General features: G+C 41.7%; 14 protein-coding genes. 8 read left to right on the forward strand and 6 right to left on the reverse strand.

Annotated features, from left to right (window positions below; all coding sequences use genetic code 11):
- The first annotated feature begins 81 nt into the window (after nt 1-81).
- Nucleotides 82-456: an LssY C-terminal domain-containing protein gene (locus V7K36_RS34350; RefSeq protein ID WP_442948532.1), complete on the forward strand. Its 375-nt coding sequence runs from the start codon at nt 82-84 to the stop codon at nt 454-456.
- Between the two features lie 63 nt (nt 457-519).
- On the opposite strand, the gene mltA is transcribed toward V7K36_RS34350, so the two are convergent.
- The 3 genes from mltA to V7K36_RS30165 form a co-directional block, all read right to left on the reverse strand.
- On the reverse strand, nt 520-1,779 hold the full coding sequence (mltA, locus tag V7K36_RS30155) for a murein transglycosylase A (protein ID WP_335121437.1): 1,260 nt from the start codon (nt 1,777-1,779) through the stop codon (nt 520-522).
- Between the two features lie 3 nt (nt 1,780-1,782).
- Nucleotides 1,783-2,037, reverse strand: coding sequence for a hypothetical protein (locus tag V7K36_RS30160; RefSeq protein ID WP_334827513.1), 255 nt, complete (start codon nt 2,035-2,037; stop codon nt 1,783-1,785).
- Between the two features lie 317 nt (nt 2,038-2,354).
- The gene (locus V7K36_RS30165) at nt 2,355-3,779 is read right to left on the reverse strand and encodes an NB-ARC domain-containing protein (RefSeq protein WP_335121315.1); all 1,425 of its coding nucleotides are present in this window, start codon (nt 3,777-3,779) and stop codon (nt 2,355-2,357) included.
- 345 nt (nt 3,780-4,124) lie between these two features.
- Between V7K36_RS30165 and V7K36_RS30170 the strand changes: the two genes are divergently transcribed.
- A complete protein-coding gene (locus V7K36_RS30170) occupies nt 4,125-4,268 on the forward strand; it encodes a hypothetical protein (protein ID WP_335121316.1) in 144 nt (47 codons plus the stop codon).
- Between the two features lie 442 nt (nt 4,269-4,710).
- Here the strand turns inward: V7K36_RS30170 and V7K36_RS30175 are convergent, their stop codons facing one another.
- Nucleotides 4,711-5,250, reverse strand: a complete 540-nt coding sequence (locus V7K36_RS30175; RefSeq protein ID WP_335121439.1) for an IS5 family transposase — start codon at nt 5,248-5,250, stop codon at nt 4,711-4,713.
- A gap of 775 nt (nt 5,251-6,025) precedes the next feature.
- On the opposite strand from V7K36_RS30175, the gene V7K36_RS30180 reads away from it, so the two are divergent.
- Both V7K36_RS30180 and nblS read left to right on the forward strand, forming a co-directional pair.
- Nucleotides 6,026-7,651 (forward strand): S8 family peptidase, encoded by a 1,626-nt coding sequence (locus tag V7K36_RS30180; protein ID WP_335121317.1) that lies wholly within the window; start codon nt 6,026-6,028, stop codon nt 7,649-7,651.
- A gap of 745 nt (nt 7,652-8,396) precedes the next feature.
- Nucleotides 8,397-10,343, forward strand: coding sequence for a two-component system sensor histidine kinase NblS (nblS, locus tag V7K36_RS30185; RefSeq protein WP_335121318.1), 1,947 nt, complete (start codon nt 8,397-8,399; stop codon nt 10,341-10,343).
- 181 nt (nt 10,344-10,524) lie between these two features.
- Here nblS and V7K36_RS30190 read toward each other — a convergent pair whose 3' ends face one another.
- Nucleotides 10,525-10,896: a zinc ribbon domain-containing protein gene (locus tag V7K36_RS30190; RefSeq protein WP_335121319.1), complete on the reverse strand. Its 372-nt coding sequence runs from the start codon at nt 10,894-10,896 to the stop codon at nt 10,525-10,527.
- Between the two features lie 137 nt (nt 10,897-11,033).
- Between V7K36_RS30190 and V7K36_RS30195 the strand changes: the two genes are divergently transcribed.
- The gene (locus V7K36_RS30195) at nt 11,034-12,527 is read left to right on the forward strand and encodes an AAA family ATPase (RefSeq protein ID WP_335121441.1); all 1,494 of its coding nucleotides are present in this window, start codon (nt 11,034-11,036) and stop codon (nt 12,525-12,527) included.
- Nucleotides 12,520-13,353 carry a hypothetical protein gene (locus tag V7K36_RS30200; protein ID WP_335121320.1) on the forward strand — a complete coding sequence of 278 codons (834 nt, stop codon included), beginning with the start codon at nt 12,520-12,522 and terminating at the stop codon, nt 13,351-13,353. The genes V7K36_RS30195 and V7K36_RS30200 overlap by 8 nt, the downstream gene beginning before the upstream one ends.
- 119 nt (nt 13,354-13,472) lie before the next feature.
- On the opposite strand, the gene V7K36_RS30205 is transcribed toward V7K36_RS30200, so the two are convergent.
- Nucleotides 13,473-14,420, reverse strand: a complete 948-nt coding sequence (locus tag V7K36_RS30205; RefSeq protein ID WP_335121321.1) for a glycosyltransferase family 2 protein — start codon at nt 14,418-14,420, stop codon at nt 13,473-13,475.
- A gap of 388 nt (nt 14,421-14,808) precedes the next feature.
- On the opposite strand from V7K36_RS30205, the gene V7K36_RS30210 reads away from it, so the two are divergent.
- Nucleotides 14,809-15,231, forward strand: coding sequence for an ester cyclase (locus tag V7K36_RS30210; RefSeq protein ID WP_335121322.1), 423 nt, complete (start codon nt 14,809-14,811; stop codon nt 15,229-15,231).
- Between the two features lie 397 nt (nt 15,232-15,628).
- Nucleotides 15,629-16,378: an SDR family NAD(P)-dependent oxidoreductase gene (locus tag V7K36_RS30215; protein ID WP_335121323.1), complete on the forward strand. Its 750-nt coding sequence runs from the start codon at nt 15,629-15,631 to the stop codon at nt 16,376-16,378.
- Nucleotides 16,379-16,473 lie beyond the last annotated feature (95 nt).

Consider the following 16,473-nt stretch of genomic DNA (forward strand, 5'->3'; position numbering starts at 1 on the left):
ATCGAATATGCTGCCATCTCTAAATAATCTGTTTTTTTACATCTTTCAAGTTTACAATCTTTGTGGCTGGTTTGATATCAAATTGCTGTAAGTAGCGATCGCAGACCTGTATGGTTAGGTTCAGCGACATTTGATCAAAGCATCGAACTTAGCCACCGCACAGGACAGATTACTCACCACATTGATGCAAACATTGATCAAGAAAGAGATAACCTGATTAAAAGTATTGGAAATACACACCAGATTGCCCAATTATATCAAGTCACAGGTGTCGGAGTCACATGGCAAGGTCGGAATGGAGGAGGCGACGGGTATTACACAGATGGGGAATTAACTATTTGTGTACTTTCGATGAATAGTATTGCCCAAACAAAACCATTAACTCTTTTGCCTAATCCAGAGCCTGTTAAGCTCAAAAATGAAGTATGGTCATGGCTGCGATACTATTTAAAATAGTTTGCCTTCAAGTGATTGGGTATTGGGTGAATGCCCAATACCCAATGTCCCAATGCCCAATATCTATTCTTTGAGCAGCAAATAATATAGTGAACCATTACCGCCTGTGATCCCAGCGCGATCGCCTGCCAGTTTACCAGAACCCATGAAATAATCCACCCGACCCGGGCCTTTGATGGCGCTTCCGGTATCCTGGTCTAGCACAAAGCGGCTGACGGTACGATTCTCTAGTTTGCCACGTCCAGCAGGATAGGGAAATGAGTTGTAAATCAGCGCTAGCGCTCCCGGTGGCATGAGAGACTTATCTGTAGCAATGGAACGTTCTGCTGTCACTGGCACATGAATACTGCCTGTAGCTGCGGTACCACCAGTTTCTTGGAAGAAAATAAATCGTTCCCAGCGTGGCAGATAATTGCTCAACTCGCGTGGCTGTCGCCGGAAGTAAGCAATCATCCGTGGTAGCGTTAATCCATTCAGTGGAAGTTTGCCATCTTTGGCTAGTTCTTTGCCGATACTAGTCCAGGGGTAATCAGTTCCACCTGCATAGCCAATTGATGTTGTTTTGCCATTAGTTAACTTAATTTGGGCAGAACCTTGGATATGTATCATGTATGCGTCAAGGCGATCGCGGAACCAAAGCAATTCTAAACCGCGCAACTTGCTCTTATTCCCTTTTAAACCATCCTTCCCTTCCAAATCAATTCGTTTTGGGTGGGGTTTCGGCCATTGCCTGAAATCAGGTGGTAGCCGATAAATGGGATATTTATATATTGAAGTTCTGACACGGCTAGCGGTATAAACAGGTTCGTAATAAGCAGTGAACTTAACAGTACCCTTGCCATCGTTGCCCACGGACTGGTAGAAGACAAACTCACGGTGGACATCGGCTTGTAGTTGCGCTGCTGACTTAGAACTGACAACAAGTTGGCGGAAACGTACCAAACTTCGGCGGACGCGATTAAGAGTAATTTCCTTAACTGGATAATTTTGATATGCTGCGATCGCATCACCCTTTGTTAGGTAAAGCAGACTGTTGTCAATGGAAGCCAACAAGGCATTGCGATCGCCTGTTTTGCCTATTTGACCCCAAATTTGGTCATCCCAACCCAAGCAAGCCGGACTAGGTGTACAATAGCTTCCTATAGCGATTGGTTTTAGCGGTGGCGTTAACTCAGGAGTGCTTGGTACTGTTAGAGGCGGGAAATTAGGAGTTGTGGGTACTGGCAACGGCAGTAAGTTAGGAACCTGAGCAACAGCCACCCAGAGAGGGTTTACAAGGGCAATTCCCAGACTCAAGGAAAGCAAAGCGAGGGTTTTTCTGATCATTTAGTTGAATCTTTCAACACTGGAACTAAAAATGGGTTCTACCCGGATTGCCACGATCCGAGAGGGTCTTATTACCATGTACTCACCTTGAATATTTTTGATCGGGACACTAATAAAGTCATTAGAAGCAGACTTTGGCACAAGTTCGCCACTATACCACTTCTGAAACTCTTGAATAGTCGGAAAACGTACTTCTTCCCGGTGGCCGCTTTCCAGTAGGAGGAATACGGCATATTCATTTGCACTTCTAGTCATAAGGTGGAATCATTTGAAAAACATTCAACCCATTGTTAACCACGTAACCTCCGAATGAAAAGGGTAAGCATACGGGAGCAGGGGATTTAGAGGACATCCTTAACAATTCAAAATTCAAAATTCAAACATTTTAGACAATTTCAGACGGATATTTATGATAAACAATTTGTCAATAAGTAATAGTGCTTAAAATTTTGCCAAAAAAGGGGTAAGAAACACAATTTTTAAGTTAGCGATGCCTACGGCTGGCTACGCACTCAGCACTGACTGGATGAACTCAAAGAAGCAAGCCCTAGAAGAAAGTTCCCCTGACAGTTCTAGCTTGCTACCTGACGTTGATGTTCTTGATCCAGAAATACGCTCGGCTGAAATTTGGTGATCTTCTCGTCAATAATAAAAGATTTGACATATTCAATCATCATCGGATGAAGAGAGAACAAACCTGATTTGGCATCAATCCAGGATCGCGCTTGCAGTAGTTCTAAGGTTTCCAGGAGTTCTTGAGATGAAACTGAGGATGGCATCTTTGTTCGTAGCTGTGAAAAAGAAATGGGTTGACGAGCGAGTACTAAGCATTGAATCGTTGCTTTAGCTGCATCCGAGAGGCGTTCAAATTCTCGGTCTAAATCCTTGAGAATTGTACCGAAAACTGTTACTTTTTGGTTTAAAAATTCAGTGATGCTGCCATCAAATAATTGTTGAATCGTTGTGGCAATGCGGTTTAGGACATGGGGATTCCCTGCATAAGATTTGATTAATCGATTCCAGCCGTCTGGCGTTCCTCTAAAGGTTCCTTTTGTTTTGAAAAGTTCTTGGATGTCTGTAACCTGTAATCTTTGAAGACAGAATACTCGCACCGGTCGTGTCTTTCCTTCAAGCGGGATGAACTGATGGGATTTGACACGACTGGTTAAGATTAAGCAACTTTGATGGGTGGCTTCTCCCACTCTTTTTAGCAACTCGTAGTACTCCCCGGTGGTTGTGTAGTGGAGGCAGATGCCGTCTCTATAGGTAATCTCTGGGGCAGCAGATTCTTGGAGAAGTCCCTCAGCACCATCTAAAACCAGTAAGTAACGATAACGTTGCAAATAGTGAATCAGCCGTGAAATTCTGTGATTGAATGGTTCTGGCAGATCGGTTTCTTTCCCATCTGATAGAACAGCGATCAGGTCTTTCAGGAGATCGTTAACTAGAGGAGCAGGGAGCAGCGATCGCCAAATCACGAACTCAAACTGATCCTGAAGTTGTTGAGTGAGCTTCACAGATAGCCAGGTTTTGCCGATCCCACCCATGCCCAATAGGGTAATGAGACGGCAGGCTATTGCCTGAATTGTCGGAGATTTAGCTAAAATCCAGTGCTTGAGAGTTGCCAGTTCTTCCCTGCGTCCGCAAAAAAGGGATACATCTGGTGCTTCTCCCCAATCAATTCGATTTTGAATTTTTGTGTAGTCTTGCTGCGGGTTGATATGCAGATTGGCGAACTGATAGTCATTAGGTTCTAGTTGGAGGTTGAATGCTTGAAAACAGTACTTTAGGGTTTGCCGATCTACCCCCACTTCACAGGCAAATACCTTTGCTACTGTATCTGGGTCTAACCCCATGCGAAAGCCTAAGACTTCACGAGTATAATGTTTATCGAAATTTTCATAACTTTCTGATTTAAATTTTGCATCTTGGAGTTTCTGCAATCCTTGGCGCGTTAGCATTACACCACGTTTACGGCTCCTTTGTTGGGACTTCATAGGGAACCTCGCAAGTTATAAATATAGATAGTATTTTTTATGGACAAGCATGACTGTCTGTAGTGCATCGGTAAGATGCAGCAATAAATGGGATATCACTGGCACAAGTCAGCAATAAATAACTTCAGCTGCGATCCAAATTTATCTACAACTCAATCAAGTCTTGATTCTCAAAACTGCACCCATTTTAAGGATTTCTTAAAGAATTATGCTAGGAAACACAAATGCAAAGCACTATTTCAGACCGACAGCAGGTAAGAGTTAAAAGACTGAATGGAGCGAATCTATTCAGCTAATTTTATGTTAGTTGCTTTCTTCTCCGATCAACGTTAAGTAATTTTACGTATGGTGATTAAATCCGCGATCGCTGATATCGAAAAATTGACTGCGGCAATTGATTTTGAGGGGTTCCGACATCACACAGAGGAGATTTTAGCCGTTGTCAACGAGATCAAAATTTGGGGAGAGGCGGTTAAAAAATTCCTGTAGATACGCGTAACTGCTATCTACAAATTCCCTGGAAAGCGATCGCTATTCTTCTGTTCGGTATAACTTAAACTGTATATTTCCTAGAGCGTCGGTCAAGTTTTGTAATTGTAGATACTGAAGTTAAGGTTGGCTCTGCCGATCTTAGGGAAGTGGAATTAATTTTGGCAGTGGTTGAAATAACTCCTGTGTCTAGCTTCGGAAGATCGAGGTTAAGAAGTTTTTAAGTTCGTTCTTAAGTTCGTAAGCTTCGGTTGAGTTGAATGGGTTGAAAGGATACATTAAGTCTGTCCTGAAGAGTTTTTTGAGTATCGGATCAAGGAATCATTAGACTTCTTGCATAAATCAAAAATTAAGAACCCCACCCCGCATTTGAGTAAAGCAAACGCTCCCCTCCCGAAGAGCGGGGAGGGGTGTTAGGGACTTTTGCAAGAGGTCTATTAAATCAACAGGATAGCAAGTTGTCTTTAAATTCTAAGGAGAAACTCAAATGGCTATTAACGGCACCTCGTACAGCGATGTACTCTATGGTACTAGCGGTTACGACGTTATCTACGGCTATCCCGCTTCCGGCTCTGGCTACGATGATTACGACGGCTACGACAAGAGTTCTGTTGATAGCACGTTCAACAATGTTGCGTTGACCTGGACTGAGGAGAAAAGTTATTGGTTTGCCTTTACCTTCACAACGGATGTGTATTTTTGTACTGAACCCACCGCGAGAACGACCTAGTTTCTCATCTTCGTCGCCCCCTTTTTTCCACCTGCGGCGTGAGTAAAGGGCGCGTACAACTGTTCCATCGACATAATGAACCTGCCAATCAAGGTTTCCCTGTTCATCTGTAATCGCTTGCAGATGTTCCAAGATTTGGTTCCAAATTCCGGCTTTTTGCCATCGGTAAAACCGCGTTGCGATACTCTCCCACTTTCCATAACGTTCTGGCATATCCCTCCACGGTGCCACTGTTCTGAGTATCCAGAGGATGCCGCGTAGCGTTAGCGAGGAACGAGCGTCTGCTCATGATTTGGTTTACCCGTTTTGGGTTTTTGTGGTGGCAGTAGCAGTTTTAACCTCTCCCACTGTTCGTTACTTAAGTCTCCTCGATTCATCAACTCACCCTGTCTGCGATCGCCTATTTTTTAGGATATAACGAGTTTGAAAACACGCTCTAGCCCCCCTTCCCGACACGGGAAGGGGGAAAATTCAAAGTCTCTCTCCTTCCTTGTAGGAGAGAGAAATAGAAGTGAGGTTTTCCAGATACCGTGAAAAGTCAGGGAGGTTGAGATGAATGTTATTGTGTCCTCCCTATTAGGGATTGAAACATGATTCCCGTATATTAGGATATATTTTCCCCTTGTTGAAATTTCATTAACTCCCTATTAGGGATTGAAACATTTCATGACTTCTAATGGAACAGATGCAGTGGTTGAAGTTGAAATTTCATTAACTCCCTATTAGGGATTCAAACACCTTTTTGTTCGTAACTCATTTACGATTGTTATACATAACGCAATTATTTTCTTATTCCAACAATTTCTACTTACACTAATAAAAATTTAATATTTATTTTATCAATTAAGATATTAACAATAATTCCCCTATTGATTATGCTTTTTGGTAATCGAATTAGCATTTTGTTATGAGATTACATAGTAATTATTGACAATGGAGCTTATTCACCCCTTAAAATCTTTTTTCTGTAAAGATTTTAACGCTTCAATCTGTCAAAAAAAGATTGCTATCTTTGAGAAAAATACTTATGAGCATTGAGAATGTTAATAACAATGTGTTGTCAAATAAACGGCTCAATGTCACTTCAGTCTCCTCATTAGATACCTTTAATACAAAGGATGGCTACAGCCTTAACCTCAACGGACGTAGTAGCTACAACTCAGCCGATGCTATTTTGCGATCGCAAAATAGCAGTAACGCTACTGCTAATGCTTTAAGCACTGGGAATTATAACTCCACCAATGGCTATGGCTTAATTAATGCAGCAGCAGCAGTGGCTAAAGCTGCTGGTCAGAATACCTTTGCTGATGTTCCTAACCTTGGTGGCAATAATTGGGGAGCAGACCTCATTAAAGCACCGGAAGCTTGGGCACACGGATACACAGGTAAAGGCGTTGTTGTTGCTGTTGTCGATACTGGAGTTGACTACAATCACGAGGATTTAAAGGATAATATCTGGACGAATCCCAAGGAAATTGCTGGCAATGGTAAAGATGATGATGGCAATGGCTATGTTGATGATATCCACGGCTGGAACTTTGTTGACAATAATAATAATGTCCTAGATGACAACGGTCATGGCACTCATGTTTCCGGGACGATCGCCGGAGAGAATAATAACTACGGTGTCACTGGTATTGCTTATGATGCCAAGATTATGCCCGTGAAAGTTTTAGATGACTCTGGCTCCGGTTCTTACACTTCCATCGCTAAGGGCATTGATTATGCTGTGGACAATGGAGCTAACGTGATTAACCTCAGTTTAGGAGGTGCTTATTCTAATCCTACTCTAGAGTCAGCCATTGACTATGCCAGCAGCAAAGGAGTGATTGTCGTCATGGCAGCAGGTAATGATGGTGGCTCATCACCAGATTATCCCGCCAGCTATGCATACAAGTCGGGAATTGCCGTTGGTGCAGTCGATAAGAATAATAAGCTAGCTGACTTCTCTAACCGCTCTGGAACGAATCCAATTTCCTACGTCACAGCCCCAGGAGTCAAAATCTACTCCTCAGTTCCAAATAATCAGTATGCTACTTATAGCGGTACGTCGATGGCTGCTCCCCATGTTGCTGGTGTAGTTGCCCTGATGCTTAGTGCTAACTCCAAACTAACTGATGCCCAAGTCCGTGAGATTGTCGCAGATACCGCCGGAAATAGTACACAAACTACAAACTCTAGTTTGAATATTTCTCATGTCAGTTCTCTAGCGAGTCAGGTGATTGCAGACACAGCAGGAAATAATACACAAACTACAATCTCTAATTTTAATAATTCCGATGTCAGTTCTCTAGGAAGGCAGGCAAAGTCTGACAACAATCTGCTACGCATCGACGCACAAACCGCAATTCATCTCACATCACAGACAATTTCTAGTTTTAATGGTTCCAATTTTAGTTCTCGAACGGGTCAGCCGATGTCTAACAACAAGCTGCTAGGCATCTACCCAGAAACGACAAAATATTTGACATCAGAGACTATTGCTAGTTCTAATAATTATGATGTCGATTCTCTAATGGGTCAGCCGATGTCTAACAACAAGTTGCTAGGCATCTACCCAGAAACGACAAAATATTTGACATCAGAGACTATTGCTAGTTCTAATAATTATGATGTCGATTCTTTAATGGATCAGGCGATCTCCCCAGCTTAATTAAGGTTTCTCGCTGCCAAAATTGCTACATTCATAACTCTGTAAAGGCGATGTGTGTTGACTGCCGAGGAAGCGTCTACGCAAGTTGGACATTTATCGAAAAATTGGGTTTAAAACCCCGTGCTTCTAGCACGGCTTTGTATTTACCAGTATTGGATTTGCCACCAAATATCTTAAGATAGTGGAATGCTAATTAGTACCGATGGACAGTCGGGAATCCAAAACGCCTATGCAGACGGTTTGCTCTTGTACTGAGGTATCAGATATCTCAGTCCAGGTCAAAGTCGAAATCCGGTAAGGGAGTAACTAGGAAGTCTTTGAAGTGATTCTTTAGTTGCCTCCGTACCAACAGGAAAGGAGTCATGTCACAGTGATAGGCTATGGGATACTCACTCTATACACAGATTTTAGAGTAACATCCTAGCGATGGTGTCCTCTTACAAACCACTCGGTAAGCGTAAAGCTCATTCACCAAGCGTGCTGAGACATAAGCGACTCGTGCGGTAATCAAGCGTTATGAACAAAATTCACCATTCTATGGCGAAAAAGTGGGGTTCAACGCGTTAATCCTCAACTGGACATCAACTGCGATCGCTAAAATGAGGTAAATTCGTTAAGACCACTTTAACAAGAATATCCCCAGCAGTCCCGCATCCCCCATGCCCCTAACACTTTTATCAAATTAACTGTTAATTTTTTAGTTGTTGGGCTTTATAACAAAGACTACTAACAACTTTATTTTAAGATGCTAGCTCTATTCAAAACAATTCGAGATGCGATCGCTAGTTGGTGGTCGGAGTTCACTCTCCAGACCAAACTACTGGCTGTAGCCACTTTGGTAGTTTCCTTGGTGATGAGTGGTCTGACCTTCTGGGCTGTGAATACAATTCAGCAGGATGCGCGGATGAATGACACTCGCTTCGGCCGTGACTTGGGGCTGCTGCTTGCTGCCAACGTTGCCCCCCTAGTCGCTGACAATAATCTTACTGAGGTTGCCCAATTTTCCCAACGCTTCTATAGCAGCACCTCTAGTGTGCGTTATATGCTCTACGCCGATGAAACCGGGGAAATCTTTTTTGGCATTCCTTTTTGGGACGCCGAGGTAGAAAACTCCCTCACGATTAAACGGCGGATACAACTGCCAGAAGATTATCCTGGTGATGGGGAAAAGCCGATGGTACGGCAACATACAACCCCAGATGGGATAGTCACCGATGTATTTATTCCCCTGATCGTCAATAAAAAATACTTAGGTGTATTAGCGATCGGTATTAACCCCAATCAGACTGCTGTCATTTCCACCAATTTTACCCGCGATGTCACCATTGCCGTTTTTATCACGATTTGGGTAATGGTGATTTTAGCAGGAGTGATTAACGCTTTGACCATCACTAAGCCGATTAAAGAACTGCTGGTGGGGGTGAAACAAATTGCTACCGGGAATTTCAAGCAGCGCATTGATTTACCTTTAGGGGGCGAACTGGGGGAGTTAATTTTAAGTTTTAATGAAATGGCAGAGCGATTAGAACGCTATGAAGAACAGAATATTGAGGAACTGACCGCAGAAAAAGCCAAACTAGAAACCCTAGTTTCAACGATCGCCGATGGTGCTGTGTTAATTGATAACAACATGCAAGTGATTTTAGTCAACCCCACAGCACAGAGAATTTTTGGCTGGGAAGCTGCTGACGTCGTAGGACATAATGTGTTACATCACTTGCCACCATCGGTACAAATGGAAATCACCCGTCCCTTGTACGAAATGGCGGCAGGCGAATGTGAAAGCGCCGAATTCCGAATTTTTATTAACCAACCCACCCCACGAACGATCCGCATTCTCTTGACTACAGTACTGAATCTGCAAAGGGAAAGTATCAAAGGTATTGCGATTACTATCCAAGATATTACCCGTGAGGTGGAATTAAACGATGCAAAAAGCCAATTTATCAGCAACGTTTCTCACGAACTGCGAACGCCTCTATTCAACATCAAAACCTATATTGAAACCCTGCACGACTACGGCGAAGACTTAGCTTTACAAGAACGGCAAGAGTTTCTCCAAACTGTCAACAATGAAACCGATCGCCTAACCCGTCTAGTTAACGATGTTTTGGATTTGTCAAAACTCGAATCTGGTCGCAATTATAACTTTGATGGCGTAGATTTAGCCCAAGCGATCGAGCAAACACTGCGTACTTACCAACTCAATGCTAAAGATAAAGGTGTTGAACTTGTTCAGGAAGTTGCTCCTAATTTGCCCTTAGTAATGGGTAATTATGATCTATTAGTACAAGTGTTTGGCAACCTGATTGGTAATGCCCTCAAATTCACCAAAGCCGGTGGTAAAGTGGCAATCCGCGCCTATCAACTAGATTTCAAGCCCAGTCATACCCAATCTTCTCCAGTGCGGATTGAAATTTCCGATACTGGAATTGGCATCGCTACAGAAGATCAATACTCAATTTTTGAACGCTTCTTCCGCGTAGAAAACCGAGTTCACACCCTAGAAGGCACGGGTTTAGGTTTATCGATTGTCAGAAATATCATCGACAGACATCGTAGTAAAGTCCATCTCGTGAGTGAAGTTGGCATTGGCACCACTTTTTGGTTCGATTTAGCCGCATTTGAGGAAAAAGCGCCACCAATAGTGATTGAGCCTGTTGCTGAAGCATCCAAAATCACCACAGTCTGAAGATTAGGAATTGGGCATGGGGCATTGTTTGTTATTTTTGACCTCTCTCCAAACCTCTCTCCTAAAAAGAGAGAGGTTTTGAATCTTACTCCCCTTCCCTTCTAGGGAAGGGGCTGGGGGTTAGGTCTGTATTGGACTCAACCCAGAAGTGCTATATTCCCGACTCCCCAACAAACACTAATCAAGACCTTAATATAACGAACAACAAACAGACCAATAATAAACCTAATAGCAACAGCAAAGCCTGATTGCGTTTTATCCAACTTTTCACCGTTACTGCAAAACGGTTAGTGTAACGCTGCTGTTGCAACTCTAACTTTGTCTGTTCAATATTTTGGTAGAGGGTACAGTCTTTGGCATAGGGACGCTGGGGAAAATTGCAAGTATTATCAGCTTCATAGGTGCAAGTGTCGCACAGATACCCGTCCTTAGTGGCGCGGTGCAATGGAATACCGGGATGGCCGTAAGCTTTGAGTGTCGTTCGGCAATAGGGACAACTAATAGCTTGATTATCAACGAGTTGATGGCAGTGGGGACAAGATACAGTAGCCAAAACCTTTAGCGCAAATACGTTAAGTAAACACTTTGATTCTAGCCATTCTTGGATTTTACTAGCAACAGAGGCAAAAATTTTTACAAGGGAGAAATTAGCGGATAGAATTGTAAAGTTGGATGCCTCTCGGTGCTAGTATGATTGCTGACTATGGCTCGACCCTGCAAAACATTTTTCAAGCGATCGCTCCAAATAGTAACGAATCCGATGTAGAGCAGAAGGTAGTAGTTCCCCTCTTGCATATCCTTGGTTACAGTAATACAGATTGGCAGTCTCAAGTAGTAATTCTCCAATCTAAGCTTGACTTTCTAGTGGGTCAACCAGACTCCGCTTTAATAAAACCTGCCTATTTAATTATTGAAGTTAAAGCACCCAGTAAAAAAATTGCCCACAGCGTTTGGCAAATTAATAATTATATGCGCCACACTGGATCTATTATCGGTCTGTTAACCAATGGCTATGATTTTCGTATACTTTATAACTATAACGAAAAAATTACAACGATTGTAGAGTATTCACAAGCCACACTTATTCATAAATATAGGTCATTTTACAAAATTTTATCCAAAAAAACTTATTTAAACTTTACTTCTACGTTGTATAAAAATCAACAGAATATTCGATTACAATTTTTAAATTTAATCTCCAAAGAGGTGCAACAAGAAGATATGTTGGGCTTATTCAACAAAGGTAAGACTTCTCCCATTCAAACACAGCAAACCAATAAAGAAGAAATTTTAGTTTCAGAAACGAAGGAGGAACGCAAATCGATGATTATTACTGTATTTAATAACAAAGGAGGGGTAGGTAAAACTACAACAACTATTAACCTTGCGGCTGCTCTCAACAAGCTAGGTAAGCGAGTGCTGCTGATTGATATTGACGCTCAAGCTAATTTAACAATGGGCTTAGGAATAGATCCGCTGGATGATATTGAACAGAAAGGGAAGAAAGATATTACCCATCTACTTACTGAGCCAAGAACTAAATTAGAGGACACAATCACTACAACTAATTGGGGAGATGTTCAATTGGACTTGGTTCCCTCACATATACGCCTAAGTCGAATGGAAACTACACTTAACCAAACAGTAGATAGTGATCGCCTACTTGCAAAAAAGCTGAAAAAGCATGATTACGATTTCGTACTTATTGATCCGCCTCCCTCTTTCGGCAAAGTTAACAGCATATCATTAATGGCATCATCAGCTATTCTTATTCCTACTCAGTTATCAGCCTACGCAATTCGCGCTTTAGAATATGTGCTAGAGCGAACAAATGAAATAGAGCAATTAAAAGATGAACCTCTACCAATTTTGGGAATAGCCGTTAGTATGTACGACCAAAAATCATCCAACTACAATAAGTCTATGGTTGTCAGACTTTTCGATATTCTTGAAAAGAGTGGCGGAAGTAACAAAGTGGAACTTTTTCCTGAAAGCACTTGGATTCCACGTTTAAATATAGTTTCTATTTGTCAAGATAAAGGATATCCACTGTACCAAGGAGAATTTGACAACACACTTGCCTCTCAAGAAAAAGAGGCTGCACAAAAAGTTCTAGAACGCTACACCAATCTAGCTCAACATTTGATTCAAATTGCTACTGGAGATTCAAAAAATAATGGATAGTTCAGAACGCAGCGCCCGTATTCGCGCAAACTTGGGAATTCAACCAATTAGTCATGGTCAAGTTTATACTTTCCAGATTGCTATATCAGCGACTTTCCAGGAAAATATTTCCCTGGAAAGACGCCAGCTAATAGAGGAGACTCTAACTCAACACAAAAGTAATTTAATTCCTCTAATTGTGCGTCGTACCGAAGCTTATAGCGAAGAAGAGGAGTACGAAGTTGTTTTTGGTGCTGATTGGTGTCTTCTTGCTAAAGAACTTGACATCGAAAAGCTATGGGTTTGGGTGTTTGATATGAACGATGAGCAAGCTGTTGCTGCTAAAGATGAAATGGAGCAGTTGCTTGGTTATTCAATTGATGCTGAAAATAATCTAAAAGAGGAAACTGAAATTGGTAGCCTAATTGAGCAAAAACTCAAACCAATTTATACTAAAATAAATCAATTACTTTCTAAAGATAATACAGAAAAATCAGATTCTGAAGGAAAATCGAGAGGAATTGAAAGCCGACTGGAAAATATATTATCTGCATTGGAAAAACTTACAATACTTGTAAAAGAAGTGCTTCCTCCAGCAAAGTTAAATTTGGTGATAGCAAATGAGGAAGAAATCAAAAGTGCATTAGAGGAAGGTGGCGTAACTAACGAAAATCACAGGAATGCTGCATGGGAAGCTATTAAATATTGGAAACAACCAGGCAAAGTTTTAACCTGGCAAAATCTTAAGAAATCGTCTGAATCAGGCAGTGAACATAAGATTAAAAACTTTGCCAAAGGTACTTACGAAAAAGTAAGAAAGTTTACAGATATATCCAATAGTCAGTAGCTGTATTAAATCTTAGTTAATGTACTTTTGTCTTAGCAATACATGACGGTATAGTCAGTTATACAACGAAATGGAGTAGGAAATTTGGCAACTCCTGCTCCTGAATTATGCTGTATTTTCTAACCCCGCACCTGTCGCAGTGCATGAAACGCCTTACCTCGCAACCCAACTGGTAACAGCGATAATCCTAAACCAGTCCAAGCTTTAGGAGTTGAAAAAGACTTTCCTGCCAAAACTAGCTCTCTACCTTTTTGCGTTTCACCCTTTTCAATTAAACGCAAACCTAATAATAATTGCGTTTCAGTTAGACGATTTTTCCTGATTGTCTCTATTTTTTCAGACTCAAATTTATAACTTTCTAAATACCGGATTTTATCAAATAAATAAGGAATGGCTCGATTGATACCTTGCTGCTCTGCATGGTTGCGATATTCCATCAATAATTCTGGTAAATAATAACCCTTTTTTCCAGCCAAAGCCAGACGCACAAATAAATCATTATCCTCACAATTTTGCATATTTTGCTGCATAAATCCTAATTTTTGCAAGGTTTGACGGCGAAATAATGTCGCCCCAATTTGAAAACTTTGGTGAATAAATACAACTTCCAACAAATTATCTACAACACCTGCTGCTAAATTCTTCCTACCCCAGCGATGAGAATTTTCTTGAGTTTTTACCTCATCCCGCACATTATTAATATCAATTATCCAATGGTCTGTACCAACAAAATCAATGCTAGAGTCTTGAGCAAGAATAGCTGCGGTACTTGCCAGAAAATCGGGTATTAGCCGATCATCATCATCAAATTTAATAAAATATTCACCACTGGCAGCATCAAAGCCAGAGCGCATATTATTACTTTTACCAATATTTTGCGGATGACGGATATATTTAATCCGGTGGTCTGTGTACTGGGATATTAACTCAGGTGTGCGATCGCTAGAACCGTCATCACAAACAATTAGCTCAAAGTCTTGCTCAGACTGATTCAGTACACTGTCGATCGCATAAGGCAGGAGATTAACTCGATTAAAAGTAGGAATGCAAACAGTAATTTTAGGCATATTATATACTAATAGCTGGGGAAAATAGAAACTTTAGATCAATTGCTAATTAAATGCATCGTCAATAAAGCTATATTTAGCGAATAGTTCTTTGAAGTTCATTCATGATTTTCTGGAATAAATTATTAGTTTTTGCAATTATACTAATCGTGTCAAAATTCATGCCGATGTCAATGCGGGATATAACATCGCCAGAAAAAGTAAGGAAAGAAGGATTCGACTGTCTCAAGTCTATTCTAAAGGATAGGGAATGTCTGGTAGTACATCCAAGGCGTATAATTCTACTATTCAAGCGTGTTCATGCTAAAAGTAGAGTGGCTTTTATCCAATCTCACAAATGTCTGAGTATGTTTGACTATGTGACTTGCAACTATAAAAAGGAGTAGCAATGTCTGACATTGAAGACAACAAAATAATTGCTCGACGCTGGGTCGAACTCATTAGCGAGCATCGGATTGAAGATATCTGCGAGATGACCGCCTCAACTTGGACGATGCACGGTGGTTTACCTGGGCTTCCTCCAGGGCCAGATGGGGTACGTAAACTCTTTGGTTCATTTGGGGCTATTGAGCAGAAATGGACAATTGAATATGTAATTGCTGAAGGTGATAAAGTTGTGGTGCGTGCGACCAACACCTGCGCTCAAGAAAGTTTCCTGGGAATACCTAGTCATGGTCGAGAGCAGACGTTCACGGCTATCTTCATTCATTGGATTGTTGATGGGAAGATAATTGAAACCTGGCGAAACGCTGATGATCTCGGACGAGTTCTTCAGCTTGGGGCGCGGATTGAGGCAGGAACGTCTAGGTAATAATTTTACTGACTTGCTGAACAAATGGCGAGTCTCTTCAGAAACTGCTAGAAGTGCTTAAAACTCTAGCTGTTGAACAATTGCCTTCTAGAGAATAATCTCAGCAGTCCGGCGGTTCCCACTCCCCATTCCCCCTACACCTTGCTTCTTAGAGTTGTCTATGATAGTTTGCTAACTAGTATAAAAAACAGTAAATCTATCAAGTTAGTGTATTTAGTTGAACACTATCGTTGATATAGCGCCTTGACAGCAGAATTCAAGTATTTGAACCACATCTGTCGTAAGGGCACAGCATTGCTGTGCCCCTACCGCGTGGCGTGGTCTATTTACCTGAAAATAGCTGTAATTTAGGATAATTAATGCCCAATTATCAATTACTAAGGAGTTAAATAATCCGATGACAGGGAAATTAGAGGGAAAAGTAGCAATTATCACTGGCGCTTCAGCCGGAATTGGAGAAGCAACGGCGATCGCTTTGGCAGCAGAAGGAGCTACAGTAGTACTTGCTGCTAGACGTGGCGATCGCATTCAGGCATTAGCAGAACGCATAAAATCTAGTGGTGGCAAGGCATTATCCATTATTACCGATGTGACTGACGAAACCCAGGTAAATAACTTGGTGGCAAAGGCAAATGCAGAATTGGGAAGGGTCGATATCCTGGTGAATAATGCCGGGATTGCCTTACTCGGCACCATTGAAGCTGGGAATAGCTCAGACTGGCGGCGATCGTTTGACCTCAATGTACTAGGATTGCTATATGCTACTCATGCTGTTTTGCCTCTGTTGAAGGCGCAAAAATCCGGGCATATAGTCAATATTTCCTCAGTGGCTGGCCGCACAGCGCGGGCGGGTCTGGGTGTTTATAATGCTACCAAATGGGGTGTCAATGCCATCTCCGAAGCATTGCGCCAAGAAGTCCACAAGGACAACATCCGCGTCACCATTATCGAACCAGGTTTAGTGGATACGGAAATTGACAACCAAATTACCGATCCCGTTGCCAAACAACGGATCGAAGAACGACGCAAGTCAATTCAACCTCTGCAAAGCGAAGACATTGCTGCTGCGATCGTTTACGCTCTCACTCAACCACCGCATGTTAATGTCAACGAAATCCTCATTCGACCAACGGGACAAGAGAACTAATTACAGCAGAATTCAGAATTCAGGAGTCAGAATTCTGAATTAGAATCGTAGGTTGGGTTGAACAAAGTGAAACCCAACAATTAATGTTTAGTGTT

The organism is Nostoc sp., from assembly GCF_036919555.1.
GTDB lineage: Bacteria > Cyanobacteriota > Cyanobacteriia > Cyanobacteriales > Nostocaceae > Nostoc.